This is a genomic window from Cupriavidus pinatubonensis (genome assembly GCF_019602855.1).
Classification (GTDB): domain Bacteria; phylum Pseudomonadota; class Gammaproteobacteria; order Burkholderiales; family Burkholderiaceae; genus Cupriavidus; species Cupriavidus pinatubonensis.
Map to the genome: position 1 here is coordinate 1246627 of NZ_CP080766.1, position 12875 is coordinate 1259501.

The 12875-nt window shown below is 67.3% G+C and carries 12 protein-coding genes; 8 read left to right on the top strand and 4 right to left on the bottom strand.

The features are described from left to right. Positions 1-87: 87 nt before the first annotated feature. On the top strand, positions 88-1647 hold the full coding sequence (locus K2O51_RS05725; RefSeq protein WP_220630605.1) for an acyl-CoA synthetase: 1560 nt from the start codon (positions 88-90) through the stop codon (positions 1645-1647). Positions 1648-1732: 85 nt separating this feature from the next. Here the strand turns inward: K2O51_RS05725 and K2O51_RS05730 are convergent, their stop codons facing one another. Beyond that, positions 1733-2386: a glycine zipper 2TM domain-containing protein gene (locus K2O51_RS05730; RefSeq protein WP_220630606.1), complete on the bottom strand. Its 654-nt coding sequence runs from the start codon at positions 2384-2386 to the stop codon at positions 1733-1735. A gap of 134 nt (positions 2387-2520) precedes the next feature. After that, positions 2521-2976 (bottom strand): MarR family winged helix-turn-helix transcriptional regulator, encoded by a 456-nt coding sequence (locus K2O51_RS05735; protein WP_211956490.1) that lies wholly within the window; start codon positions 2974-2976, stop codon positions 2521-2523. Positions 2977-3164: 188 nt separating this feature from the next. Between K2O51_RS05735 and K2O51_RS05740 the strand changes: the two genes are divergently transcribed. Continuing rightward, on the top strand, positions 3165-3728 hold the full coding sequence (locus tag K2O51_RS05740) for a YggT family protein (protein WP_011301681.1): 564 nt from the start codon (positions 3165-3167) through the stop codon (positions 3726-3728). Positions 3729-3870: 142 nt separating this feature from the next. Further along, positions 3871-4200 (top strand): hypothetical protein, encoded by a 330-nt coding sequence (locus tag K2O51_RS05745; protein WP_011301680.1) that lies wholly within the window; start codon positions 3871-3873, stop codon positions 4198-4200. A 41-nt stretch (positions 4201-4241) separates the two neighbouring features. Here the strand turns inward: K2O51_RS05745 and K2O51_RS05750 are convergent, their stop codons facing one another. Next, complete coding sequence (locus K2O51_RS05750; RefSeq protein WP_220630607.1) at positions 4242-5174, bottom strand: LysR family transcriptional regulator; 933 nt, start codon at positions 5172-5174, stop codon at positions 4242-4244. 60 nt (positions 5175-5234) lie between these two features. Between K2O51_RS05750 and K2O51_RS05755 the strand changes: the two genes are divergently transcribed. Both K2O51_RS05755 and K2O51_RS05760 read left to right on the top strand, forming a co-directional pair. After that, positions 5235-6848, top strand: a complete 1614-nt coding sequence (locus tag K2O51_RS05755; RefSeq protein ID WP_049796521.1) for an MFS transporter — start codon at positions 5235-5237, stop codon at positions 6846-6848. 162 nt (positions 6849-7010) lie between these two features. After that, complete coding sequence (locus tag K2O51_RS05760) at positions 7011-7841, top strand: IclR family transcriptional regulator (protein WP_041680341.1); 831 nt, start codon at positions 7011-7013, stop codon at positions 7839-7841. A 27-nt stretch (positions 7842-7868) separates the two neighbouring features. On the opposite strand, the gene K2O51_RS05765 is transcribed toward K2O51_RS05760, so the two are convergent. Continuing rightward, positions 7869-8681: a phytanoyl-CoA dioxygenase family protein gene (locus tag K2O51_RS05765; protein WP_011301676.1), complete on the bottom strand. Its 813-nt coding sequence runs from the start codon at positions 8679-8681 to the stop codon at positions 7869-7871. Between the two features lie 199 nt (positions 8682-8880). Here K2O51_RS05765 and K2O51_RS05770 point away from each other — a divergent pair, with 199 nt between their 5' ends. The 3 genes from K2O51_RS05770 to K2O51_RS05780 are packed head-to-tail and all read left to right on the top strand — an operon-like array spanning position 8881 to position 12871. Then, entirely contained in the window at positions 8881-9798 is a 918-nt protein-coding gene (locus K2O51_RS05770; RefSeq protein WP_220630608.1) for an AAA family ATPase, read from the top strand. A gap of 5 nt (positions 9799-9803) precedes the next feature. Further along, positions 9804-10844: a DUF58 domain-containing protein gene (locus K2O51_RS05775; RefSeq protein ID WP_011301674.1), complete on the top strand. Its 1041-nt coding sequence runs from the start codon at positions 9804-9806 to the stop codon at positions 10842-10844. Further along, positions 10841-12871, top strand: a complete 2031-nt coding sequence (locus K2O51_RS05780) for a transglutaminase TgpA family protein (protein ID WP_011301673.1) — start codon at positions 10841-10843, stop codon at positions 12869-12871. Before K2O51_RS05775 ends, K2O51_RS05780 begins: the two co-directional genes overlap by 4 nt. Positions 12872-12875: the final 4 nt, after the last annotated feature.

Here is a 12875-nt window from a genome sequence, read left to right on the forward strand (position 1 = left end):
GCCTTGCCACCGGCGTGCGGCACGCCGTATGCTGCGCTGTCGAGCTTCAAGACTTGCTGGATCCAAACCACGATAACGGAGACCACCATGCAGTCAGAGCAGCAGCGCGCCCTGCGCAATACCATCCCTGACGCCGTCGGCCGCGCCGTCCGGCGCGATCCCGACAAGACTGCCATCCGCTTCGGCGCCCGTAGCTGGACCTTCCGGCAACTGGACGAAGCCGCGGCATGCGTGGCGGGTGCGCTCGCGCAGTGGGGCCTGCGGCCCGGCGACGGCGTCGCGGCCTTCGGCAAAAACTCCGATGCCTACGTGCTGCTGTGGCTCGCGTGCTTGCGATCCGGCCTGATCCACGTACCGGTGAACTTCTCGATGACGCGAAGCGAAGCCGAGTACATCGTCACGCAATCCGGTGCCAGCGCGATCTTTGCCGATCCTGCACTGGCCGAACGCGTGCAAGGGCTACCCTGCCGGGTGAGCGGCACGCTGCATGGTGGCGGTGATCACGACATCCTGATGGCAGCCGCGCAAGGGCCCGCGGCACCGGTGCTCGCGGAACTGGCCGACGACACGCCGGCGCAGATCCTGTACACGTCCGGCACCACTTCCGCACCGAAGGGCGCCGTGCTTACGCATCGCGCGCTGCTGGCCGAGTACGTGAGCACCATCGCGGCATGCGACGTGCGTGCATCGGATTATTCGCTCGCAGCGCTGCCGCTCTACCACTCGGCGCAGATGCACGTATTCCTGATGCCGCTGCTGCTGAGCGGTGGCACCACGCTCATCGCCGACAGCCCCGAGGCCGGCTTCTGCCTGCGCACCATCCACGACGAAGAGATCACGAGCTTCTTTGCGCCGCCCACGGTGTGGATCGCGCTGCTGCGGCATGCCGATTTCGATTCCGCGCGGCTCGGCACGCTGACCAAGGCGTACTACGGCGCCTCGATCATGCCGGTGCCGGTGCTGCTCGAACTGCAGGCGAAGCTGCCGGCGCTGCGCTTCTACAACTGCTACGGCCAGAGCGAGATCGGCCCGCTCGCCACGGTGCTCGGTCCCGACGAGCATGCGGAGCGCCCGGCCTCTGCGGGACGGCCCGTGCTCAATGTGGAAACCCGCATCGTCGACGAGAAGATGAACGACGTCGCGCCCGGCACGCTTGGTGAAATCGTGCACCGCTCGCCTCAGTTGTTGACCGAATACTGGGACAAGCCGGAACAGACCGCCGAGGCATTCGCCGGTGGCTGGTTCCATTCCGGCGACCTCGGCTACATGGATGTCGCGGGCTACCTGTATGTGGTGGACCGCATCAAGGACGTGATCAACTCGGGCGGCGTGCTGGTGTCGAGCCGCGAAGTCGAGGAGTGCCTGTACACCCATCCCGCTGTGGCCGAGGTGGCGGTGTTCGCGCTGTCGCACCCGAAGTGGGTGGAAGCCGTGACCGCTTGCGTGGTGCTCAAGCGCGATACTGCAGCCACCGAAGAAACACTGGTCGCGCATGCACGCGATGCGCTGGCACCGTTCAAGGTGCCCAAGCGCGTGGTGTTCGTGGCCGACCTGCCGCGCAATACGGCAGGCAAGCTGCTCAAGCGGAAGCTGCGTGAAGACTATGCGGCGCTGTTCAGCGACGAGACAGGCGGAACGGGACGATAGCGGGACAGTCTGCGGGCAAGGTGTGTCTGGCGGGGCCACTCGCCAGATACGGCGCCCGCCGCATTGACGAGCGCCTGTCTCGGCCTCAATACGGCACGGCTACGCCATTCTCCACCCGCACCCGGTCGCCATTCCGCAGTTGGTACGGATTGGCCTGCGTCACGGTCAGATAGGCATTGTCATTGGTCCGAACGCGCACGCGATAGGCGGGCGGCACCGCGCTGCCGCGCTTCTCCACTTCGTTGCCGGCCAGCGCGCCAGCCACCGCGCCACCGATGGTCGCCACGGTGTTGCCGCGTCCGCCACCGACCTGGTGGCCGAGCAGGCCGCCAACGATGCCGCCGACCACGGCACCGGCACCACTGGTCGAAGCCGCTTGCCCCGACACGACTTCGATGGACTCGACCCATCCATAGCGGACACCATACTGATCGGCGCCGGTGCTGCCGTAGCCGCTGTCGGCGGGATACCCCTGCTGGTAGCCGCCCTGCTGGGGATAGCCTTGCTGCGGGTAGCCTTGTTGCGGGTAGCTTGCCTGCGGATATCCCTGCTGGGGATAGGCCGCCTGCGGATAAGACGACTGCGGATACCCCGTCTGCGTTACCGCACCGGAACCATAGGCTCCGGAGTACCCACCCGAATAACCGCCCGCGTATCCGCCATAAGGCGCAGTCACGCAACCGGCGAGCGCGCCGGCACCGAGCACCGCAAGCACAACGGAACGAAAGGGGATGGACATGGAAACGGCTCCTGCGGATTTTGCGAGTTGGGAATGCGCGCGAGTCTAGAGCCGGCGGAGCGCGGCGGGTGTCACTACAAATTGTGATTGGTAACCGCCTGTAACGGCCCGGCCCCAGCCGTGGCGTGGCGGCCTCAGCCGCGTTCGGCTTCGTCGTCGTTGAACGCCGTGATGCGCGCCACGCGGAAAGTACCGCGCAGCGACTCCAGTTCCGTCCGGTGCAGCATGGCCAGCCGGTTCAGGCAGCGCTCGCCCTTTGCAAGCAGGTGCACCTGGACCACGCGGCGGTCATCAGGGTTGAGCTTGCGCTTGACCAGGCCAGCAGCCTCGCAGCGGTTCACCAGCGCCACCACGCCGTGCTGCTGGGCCTGCAGCCGCTCGGCCAGTTCGCCGATCGATGCCCATTCCTTGCCCGGGCAGCCCCGGATATGGAGCATCAGCAAATACTGCTGCACGGTCACGCCTTCGTTGCGCGCGGCGTCTTCGGAAAAACGCAGGAAGCGGCGCAACTGGTAGCGGAAATCTGAAAGTGCCTCGAAGTCCGGCTTGCTGAGCGGCGACTGTTTCGCGGAGGCGGACTTGCTTGGCATAGGCAGGGAAGGCAGACGGTAAAAGCGCGATCGCGCAAGGCTTGGCGGGCGTCCGGATTCGGACCGTCGCAATTATAGGGGCAGACCTGCCGCATCGCGGAATGCGAAGCGGCGCCGTCATGGCATCCGGCTATGGCAGAATCTGTGCGGTTGCAGACACCTTTCCCACCGCCACGGAACCCTGACCGATGTTTACGGAAATCGCCCTATTCCTGCTCGATACAGTCTTTACCCTGTTCGGCATGGCCCTGTTGCTGCGCGTGTGGATGCAGATCACGCGCCTGCCCACGCGCAATCCGGTGTCCCAAGGTGTATTCCAGGTTACCGATTGGCTTGTACGGCCGTTGCGCCGGGTCATTCCTGGCTTCGGCGGCATCGACTGGGCCACGGTGGTCGGCGCCTGGCTGACCGCGGTGGCGTTCCTGCTGCTGGTGACAGCGCTCACCGGCGGTGCCTTGCTCGATTTCCTGCCCATGGTGCTGCTGGGCGGCGTGCTCTACGTGCTCAAGTGGGGCATCAGTCTCGTGATGTGGGTAACGCTGCTGATGGCGATCCTGTCGTGGGTGAATCCGCACTCGCCCGTCACGCCGGCCATCAACTACCTCACGGCGCCGCTGCTGCGCCCGATCCAGCGCGTGGTGCCGCGCCTGGGCGGCTTCGATATCTCGCCGCTCGTGCTGTTCGTGATCGCCCAGATCCTGCTGATGATCATCGCCCGCCTGAGCGTGGGCGTGTTCGGCATGCACTACTGAGCAAAGCGGGGCGAAACGGAGAGCGCATCGACATTGTCCAGCTTATTGGACAGTGTGTCGGAGATTGACGCTTTTTCCGGGGTCTTCGAAGTCCTACATTACAGGCATCGTGGTTGACGCCACAAACCCTGACAAGAAGGACATGATCATGAAGACCCTTGCACAACGCCGCAACCTTGCCACTTCCGTGCTCTGCGCACTCGGCCTGACGCTGGCCGCCGCTTCCGGCGCACACGCTGCCTCGCCCGTTTCGGACCTGGCCCGCCTCGACGGCAGCATCGGCCGCGTCGGCAATGTCGACCCCTACCTTGACGGTGCCAAGCTGGGCAAGGTGGACCCGTACACCGACGGCGCCAAGCTCGGCAAGGTGGATCCGTTCACCGACGGCGCCAACCTCGGCAAGCGCGACCCGTACACCGATGGCGCCCGCACCGTGCAGGAATCCCGCGACGCCTTCACCGACGGCGCCTGATCCTTTGCCGCAGCCCTGAACGCCCCCGCATCGCAGCCCGGTCAGAAAGCCGGGCTCGCTCCTTCCTCGGAGTCCTGTTCCAGTTCGGGCTCCAGCATCGACTCGATTGCCTCCATGAACGCGCGCACCTTGCGCGGCTGCAGCCGCCGGTCCGGCAGCAACGCGAACGCGCGCAGCGGCGGCAACGGATAGTCGGGCAACACGCGCACCAGCCGGCCCTGCGCAATTTCCGCCTCGCAATAGTTCACCGACAGCTTGGCAATGCCCAGTCCCGCGAGCGCGCCCTGCAACCGCAGTTCCGCGTTGTAGGTCTGCATGCGCGGCCGGATCGGCACCGTGATGCTTTCCCCGTCGCGCTGGAATTCCCATACCGTGTCGCCCGGCGTGGTGAGCGTGGGCATATTGACGAGGTCTTCGGGGCGCACCAGCGGCGGCAGGCTGGCGGCCAGCGCCGGCGCGACAAAGAGACCGCGCTCCACGTGGTAGATGCGGCGTGCCACTGTACCGGAGTCGGGCAGGTCGGCGTCGACGATCACGAAAGCAACGTCAAACCCGTCGCGGATCGGATCGACAAGGCCTTGCGTGATTTCCACCGACACATCGAGCGCCGGATGCGCGGCCAGCGTGCGGCAGATGATGCCGCCAAGCTGCTGCGCGCCGAATTCGTAGGGGGTGGCGATGCGCAGCACGCCCTGCACGCCTTCCTCGCGCGCGAGCGTTTCCTGGCGGATTTCGCGCAGGCGCGCGAACAATGGCGCGACATCGCGGTAGACGGCGCTGCCGGCATCGGTGAGCCGCATGCGGCGCGTGGTGCGCTCCAGCAGCTTCGCGCCGATCGCGGTTTCGAGCCGCGCCACGGCAGCCGACACGCGCGATTTCGGGCAGTCGAGCTGCTCCGCCGCTGCCGTAAATGTGCCCTGCTCGACCACGCAGCAGAACGCCTCCCAATCATTCCACTGGATTGTTTCGTTCACCGGACAATGTTTCCCTGACAAGCTGTAGTTCCAGACAGCAGGCGACATTATGCTGTAGCGATGCAACAAACGTCTGTCCCCGCTGTTTCCAGCGTCCCGGTCGCGCACAGCGCCACCACTTCCCCAAGCCAGGCCACCATGGCTACCGCAGCCCCCGCCCGCCCTCGCATGCAGATCGCTAGCCATCCGGAGATGGGCCACTGGCGGCTGTCGCTGTTCGGGCTGACGCTGGGCCTCGTGACCGGCATCGACTTCTCCTCCACGCTGATGATGGGCGTAGCCAGCCAGCACATCCAGGGCGGCGTGGGCGCCGCGCCCGAAGATTACCTGTATGCGGTCTCGGCCTACGCGGCCACCGCGGTGCTGATGAACATGGTGCTCGACCAGATCGCGCGCCGTACAACGTACAAGCGCTTCACCATCGCGTCGCTGCTGATCTTCATCGTCGGCTCGCTGCTGTGCGCCGAAGCCGCCAGCCCGGCCGGACTGATCGGCGGCAAGGCTGTACAGGGGTTGGGCGCCGGCGGATTGTTCGCGGCCTCGCGGATCCTGGTGCAGCTGGTATCGACGCCGGCCGAGCGCGCGCCGCTGATGCTGCGCTTTGGCGGCGGTGCGTTCGCCATGCTGGCCATCACGCCATGGCTCACCAGCATCTTCCTTGACGACATCGGCTGGCGCGCGGTGTTCCTGTTCCAGGCCGGGATCTCGCTGCCGGTGCTGCTGTCGGTGATCGCCACCTATCCCACGCGCGCGCCGCGCGATCCGCATCCGCCTGTCTCAACGCTGGACTGGCCGGCTGCGATCGCCGCGGCACTCGGTGCGCTGGTCTTCCTGCATACGCTGCAGGAAATGCGCTACACGCGTTTTTTCAGCTCGCCGCAGATGCCGCTGGCCGCGTTGCTCGGCGTGGGCCTGTTTGCGTTCAGCGGCTGGCGCCTGTACCGGCACCCGGACCCATGGATCGACTTCTCGCGGCTGGCCGGCCGCCAGTACCTGTACGGGCTGGGCTTCTATACGCTGTACTACCTGCTGTCGTCGGCGTGGGCATTCCTGTTGCCCACGCTCACGCAGAGCGGCCTGGGGCTGACCTTCCGTACCACGTGCATGCTGCTCACGACCAGCGGCACGGTTTCCGCCATCGGCGCGGTGCTGATCACGCTGGGTATGGCGCTGGTCTTCCGCAAGCGCCGCGTGATCGCGGTCGGCTTTCTCATCTATGCAGGCGCGGCCATGCTGTTGTCGTACCAGTTGATGCCCGGAGCGCCCGACTACGCACTCGTGCCGGTGGTGCTGCTGGAAGGCCTGACGCCGGTCCTGCTGATGGTGCAGGTCGCTTCGATGACCTACCTGGACCTGCCGGTCGAGGACTTCTCCCACGCGTACCAGTTCAAGAACGTCTGCAAGCAGATCGCCTCGGCCTCCGGTACCGGTCTGGCGAGCGTCTTCATGCAGGACGGCCTGGCGGCGCACCGCACGCACCTGGTCGAGCACGTCACGCGCTTCACGCCGTCGCTGCAGATGCCCGATGCACTGTCCGCGTCGAACCTGGCAAAGATCTCGCTGGAAATCGACCGACAGGCCACCCTGCTGGCCGGCATGGACATGCTGCACGGCTTTGCCGCGCTGTGCGTGGTCATGGCCATTTTCGTGCTGCTGCAGAAGAGCTTCCGTTGATCCGCGTAACCCGATAACGGTGCAGGAGACAGCATGGCGGCGGCGCCCCGAACGGCGGCGCCGCCAGCACGTGCGTCGCTGCGCACTGGCGAAACCGGCGTATTTCCTCTACGCTTTCGGCCTTTGCGAGCCAATCCGGCGACCCGCGCCGGTGCCCGACAGATGGCCAGTCCCGCCGATCCCTCACAAGCCGCGGAAACCGCCGCCACCTCCGCCGCCACGCCCGAAAAGCCCAGCGACAGCTATGTGCAGTCTTTTGCACGCGGCCTGGCCGTGATTCGCGCGTTCAACGCCGAGCACCCGGCCCAGACCCTGACGGAAATCGCCCAGGCCAGCGGCCTCACGCGCGCCGGCGCGCGCCGCATCCTGCTGACGCTGGTGGGCCTTGGCTATGTGCAGGCCGAAGGCAGGCTGTTCCGCCTGACCCCGAAGATCCTCGATCTTGGCTTTGCCTACCTGACCTCGATGCCGTTCTGGAACCTGGCCGAGCCGATCATGGAGGCGCTCTCGCAACAGGTCCACGAAAGCTGCTCGATCTCAGTGCTCGACGGCACCGAGATCGTCTACGTGCTGCGCGTGCCCGCCCGCAAGATCATGACCATCAACCTGTCGATCGGCAGCCGCTTGCCGGCCTATTGCTCCTCGATGGGGCGCGTGCTGCTGGCCGGCCTGCCCCCCGATGAACTGGACCGCGTGCTGCGCAACACCGAACTGCGCGCGCGCACCAGCCGCACCGTGACCGATATCGATGCGCTGAAGACCGTCATCGCCGATATCCGTACGCGCGGCTGGGCGCTGAATGACCAGGAACTGGAAGAAGGGTTGGTTTCGCTGGCCGCGCCGATCCGCAACCGCGCGGGCCATACGATTGCCGCCCTCAACATCAGCGGCCAGGCCAACCGCACCAGCGCCGCGGAAATGCGCGAGCGCTTTCTGCCTTCGCTGCTGGAAGCGGCCGACAAGATCTCCGGGCTGGTCGGCCTGCGCACCTGAGCGCCACAGGCCCCGCCCCGGGCACGCTTAAAGCTCGACGCTGCCGAATTCGGCCGAACGCGTGCCGTCCACGGGACGATTGCTGGCGCCGAAGTAGGCGAACGCCACCGACAGCTTGACTGCATTCGAGCTGTTGCGGCCGGCGGCATGGAACAGCCGGCTGTCGAAGAACAGCACGTCGCCACGGTGCAACGCCAGCGACGCCGCGCCCTCGAGCAACGGCTGACTTGCCGGGTGGGCCTCGATCAGGAACTCGGCCGGATCGAGCTGGCCCGGTTCCAGCACGGCCTTGTGCGAGCCGGGAATGACGCGCAGGACGCCGTTACTCTCGTCCTCGTCGCCAAGCGCCAGCCACACCGTCACGAGTTCCGGGCTGACGAACGACCAGTAGCGCGTATCGCGATGCCAGCCGGTCTGGCTGCCGTAGTGCGGATGCTTGGTCATCACGCAGTTATGGTGGGCCAGCGTGATGCGCGGGGCTTCGCCCAACAGCGCCTGCACGATAGCTGTCAGGCGCGGGTTCGCCGCCCAGTCGCGAAAGACCTGATCGCGTCCATAAGCCTGCCGCAATCGCCTGACGGTGCCGCCGCCGGCGGCATCGCGCGTGGCGGGTGCGCCGGGATAGCCGAGGTCGGCCTCGAACTCGACCGGTGGAACGGCCGTGGCCAGGTGGCTGCGCGTCACCGCTTCCAGCGCAGCACAGGTCTGCTCCGGCGCGAAGCCGCGCAGCACGATGAAGCCATCCTTGTGGAACGCCTCGGCGAGGTGCTTCAGCGCGGCGGAATCAGGCTCGGTGGAGGTGGCAGACGGGAAGGGGGATGCGTCCAGCGGGGCAGTCATTGCGGCAGAGGGAGATCCAGGCCAACATGTGGCCGATACGACGATGATGCCAGAAGCCGGCGCCGCTCGCGCGTCAAGGCCCGAAGAGGCAGGAAAAGCCCGACCCGCGCATGGTTGTCTTCGTGCGGAAACAGACTGTGCCGAGCAAGGCGCACGCCGCTACAATGCGCGGATTCCCCGTCTCCCAGCCGAGGCCAATGTGACTGCTCGCCCGAGGATCGTCGCTACGCTCGCCGAAGCCCAGAACCAGCTCGGCCGCATCGTGCTGGGCAAGCCGCGCCAGATCCGGCTGGCCCTGGCCTGCATGCTGGCCCGCGGCCACCTGTTGCTGGAAGACCTGCCCGGTGTCGGCAAGACCACGCTGGCGCATGCACTGGCCCGTACGCTTGGCCTGCAATACCAGCGCGTGCAGTTCACGAGCGACCTGCTGCCCGCCGACCTGATCGGCGTATCGGTCTTCATCCGCGACACGAGCGAGTTCCGCTTTCATCGCGGGCCCGTTTTTGCGCAAGTGGTGCTGGCCGACGAGATCAACCGCGCCCCGCCCAAAACCCAGAGCGCGCTGCTCGAAGCGATGGCCGAAGGCCAGGTCACGCACGACGGCGCCACGCATGCGCTGCCCTCGCCATTCTTTGTGATTGCGACGCAGAACCCGCTCGAGCAACTCGGCACCCACGCTCTGCCCGAGTCGCAGCTCGACCGCTTCACCATGCGGCTGTCGCTGGGCTATCCCGATCCGGCGTTCGAACGAGTGCTGTATCTGGGCGGCGGCACGCCACCCCAGGACGAACCCGTCATGGATGCCGCACAGGTCCTGGCGCTCCAGGAAGCCGCGGCACAGGTCTACGTCAGCCCGGCACTGGTGGACTACGTGCTGGCATTGGTGCATGCGACACGCACCAGCAGCGCGTTTGCCGCCGGACTGTCGCCGCGCGCGGGGCTCGCATTGCTGGCGTGTGCGCGGGCATGGGCACTACTCGATCAACGCGAATTGGTGCTGCCCGAAGACGTACAGGCGGTCTTTACCGCCGTGGCGGCGCACCGCCTGGAGCCCTCCGGAACACGCGCCGGCGCCGATAGCCTGTCCACGCTGCTGGCTGGCGTACCGATTCCCTGACCGCCATGCCGCGCGATCCGTCCGCGGCAACCCGCCACGCCGCGCTGCCGCTGGCCGGTGCCTCGCCATACCGGCGGCGCTGGTTCCGGGCTCCGCAAGTCCAGGCGCAGAGCGACGTGCGGCTGGATCGCCGGCGTCTCTACATCCTCCCCACCCGCAGCGGCGTCGGCTTTGCCGTGCTGCTGCTGGCCATGCTGCTGACATCGCTGAACTACAACATCAGCCTCGGCTTCGGGCTCACGTTTCTGCTGGCGGGCATCGGCATGGCGTGTATGTGGCTCGCGTATCGGAACCTGCTGGATGTGTCGGTGACCGCGGACCCGGGCGCTCCCGCGCAGGAAGCGTTCGCCGGGCTGAATGCGGGATTTGCGCTGCGGCTGTCCAATGCCGACGAGCAGGCGCGCATCGGCATCGAGGCGCGCGTCGCGGCCATGCCAGAGGTCGAGACCGCGAGCGTCACGCTCGATGCCGCAAGCAGTGGCACGCTGACGTTGTATGTACCAGCCGCGCGGCGCGGCTGGCTGCGGCTGCCGCGCGTCACGCTGTCGAGCCGGTTTCCGTTCGGCCTGTTCCGGGTCTGGGGCTATGCGGACCTGGGCCTGTCGGTGCTGGTTTTCCCTGCGCCGGAAACCGCCGCGCCGCCACTGCCACCACTGGCTGCCGTGGACAATGGCGACGATGGCACCGCCGGTGGACCGGCCACCGACGGAGGCATCGACCAGCTTCGCAAGTACCGCAGCGGCGACCCGCTGCACCGCATTGCGTGGAAGCACAGCGCGCGCACCGGCCGCTGGATGAGCCGGGCGGGCGAGCCGCCGGCACGGCCGACGCGCTGGCTGGACTGGCATACGCTGCCAGCCAGCATGCCGACCGAAGCGCGCCTGTCCCGGCTATGCGCATGGCTGCTGGCCCTCAGTGACACCACCGAAGTCGGCCTGCGGCTGCCAGGTGTGGAAATCCGGCCCGGACACGGCGCCGGCCACCGCCGCGCCTGCCTGGAAGCGCTGGCACTGTGGCGTGCGCCCGGCCGAGGAGCCCCGACATGAGCACGGCGGCGCGACCCCTTGCGCACCAGGATCACGGCGTCCTGCTCGGACAGCTCGCGCTGGTACTGGCGCCGCAGGCGCGTACGCTGCCGATGGCGGTCAGCCTGCTGCTGCTCGCGCTGTTGTGCTGGCGCTGGCTGCTTTGGCGCAAGCGTGCGCCGCTGCCATCGCGATGGGTAGTTGGCGTGGCCGCCCTGCTGGTGCTGGGAATCGCCGCGGCGCTGATCTGGCAAGACGGCGGCGGCGCCATGCGCGACCTGGCCGTTGCGTTGCTGGGCGCCTTTGTCGTGCTCAAACTCCTCGAATGCCATAGCCTCGCCGATGCCACACTGGTCACGCAGCTCTCGTTCTACCTGTTGCTGACGCTGTACCTGTCCGACCAGCCGTTCTGGCTGGCGTTGTACAGCATGGTGATCGGCGCATGGGTTCTGCGCAACTGGCTGCTGCTCCACCACCCCGAAGCGCGCGGCCGGCTGGCCATCTGGCCGCTGCTGGGGCGCATGGCGCTGATTGGCCTGCCGTGGGCGCTGGCGCTGTTCATCCTGTTCCCACGCCTGGAACATCCGCTGTGGCGCCTGCCGCAATCGACGCCGACGTCGCGAACGGGCCTCAGCGACGTGATGCGCCCGGGCAGCGTCGGGCAGCTCGTACGCTCGCCGGAAGTTGCGCTGCGCGCGGAGGTCGAGGGCGATCCGTTGCCGACCGGTGCGCTCTACTGGCGTGCGCTGGTGCTGTGGCAATTCGACGGATCCGCCTGGCTGCCCGCGCGGCAACGCCAGCAATTCACGATGCCGGCCGCGCCCACGCCGCCCGCTGGTACACCGCGGGCCGGCGGCGTTGACTACACCGTCACGCTGGAACCAAGCCAGCAACAGTGGCTGTTCACGCTGGACCGTGGCGTGGCGATGTCATCGGATGCGAATACCCGTGTCACCGCGGATGGCGAGTATTTCGCGTCGGTGCCAGTCGACCAGCGTATGCGCTACCGGGCCCGCTCCACGCTGGGTCCATCGCCCGAACCACTGTCGGCACGCACGCAGGCACTCGCGCTGAGCCTTCCGCCTGGCAATCCGCGCGCACGCGAGCTGGCTGCGGGCTGGGCGGCCAGCTATGCCGACCCTGCACTGCGCGTGCAAGCCGCGCTGCGACTGTTTGCCTCGGCGCCGTTCGGCTACACGCTGCGGCCGCCCCCACTGGGCACGCAGCAGGTCGACAGCTTCCTGTTCGAGACACATCGCGGCTTCTGCGAACACTATGCAAGCAGCTTCGTCTTCCTGATGCGCGCGGCGGGCGTGCCCGCGCGCGTGGTAACCGGCTACCTGGGCGGCGAGTACAACCCGCTCGGCCGCCACTACATCGTGCGCCAGTCCGACGCCCACGCATGGGCCGAGGTCTGGCTGGAAGGACGCGGCTGGATGCGTGTCGACCCGACCAGTGCGGTAGCGCCGAGCCGGGTCGAACAAGGGCTCGACGCCGCACTGGATAGTCAGGAATCCGGCGTCTGGTCACCGGGCCGGGACGCAGGCTGGCTGCGCAACGTGCGCTGGGCCTATGACGGGCTGACCTACACGTGGCAGCGGTGGATCCTGCAATACGACCGCGGCCAGCAGGAACGGCTGTTCGGCAAGCACCTGCCCGGCATCAGCCTGGCGCAACTGCTCGCGTTTGGGCTCGCCGCACTGAGTCTGCTGGCACTGCTGCCGCTGTGGCTGCGCCGCCGGCGTGTCGATCCGGTGGAAGCTTCTTATGCGCAGGTGTGCCGCATGCTGGCACGCCGTGGCTGCGAGCGCGGCGCGGCCGAAGGCCCCCAGGCATTCGCAGCGCGCGCGGCAGCCCGGTTGCCGCATGCCGCTGCGGCGATCCATGCCTTTATCGCCACCTACATCGGCCTGCGGTATGGCGCCATGCCGGAGGCGCGGCGGCCGCAGGAACTTGCAAGGCTGCGCGCAGGCGCGCGCCGCGTGTCGGCGAGTCTTCGCATAAGGCACGCCGCCAACGTCCGGGCTGGCGAAATTCGTCCCGGCTGATATA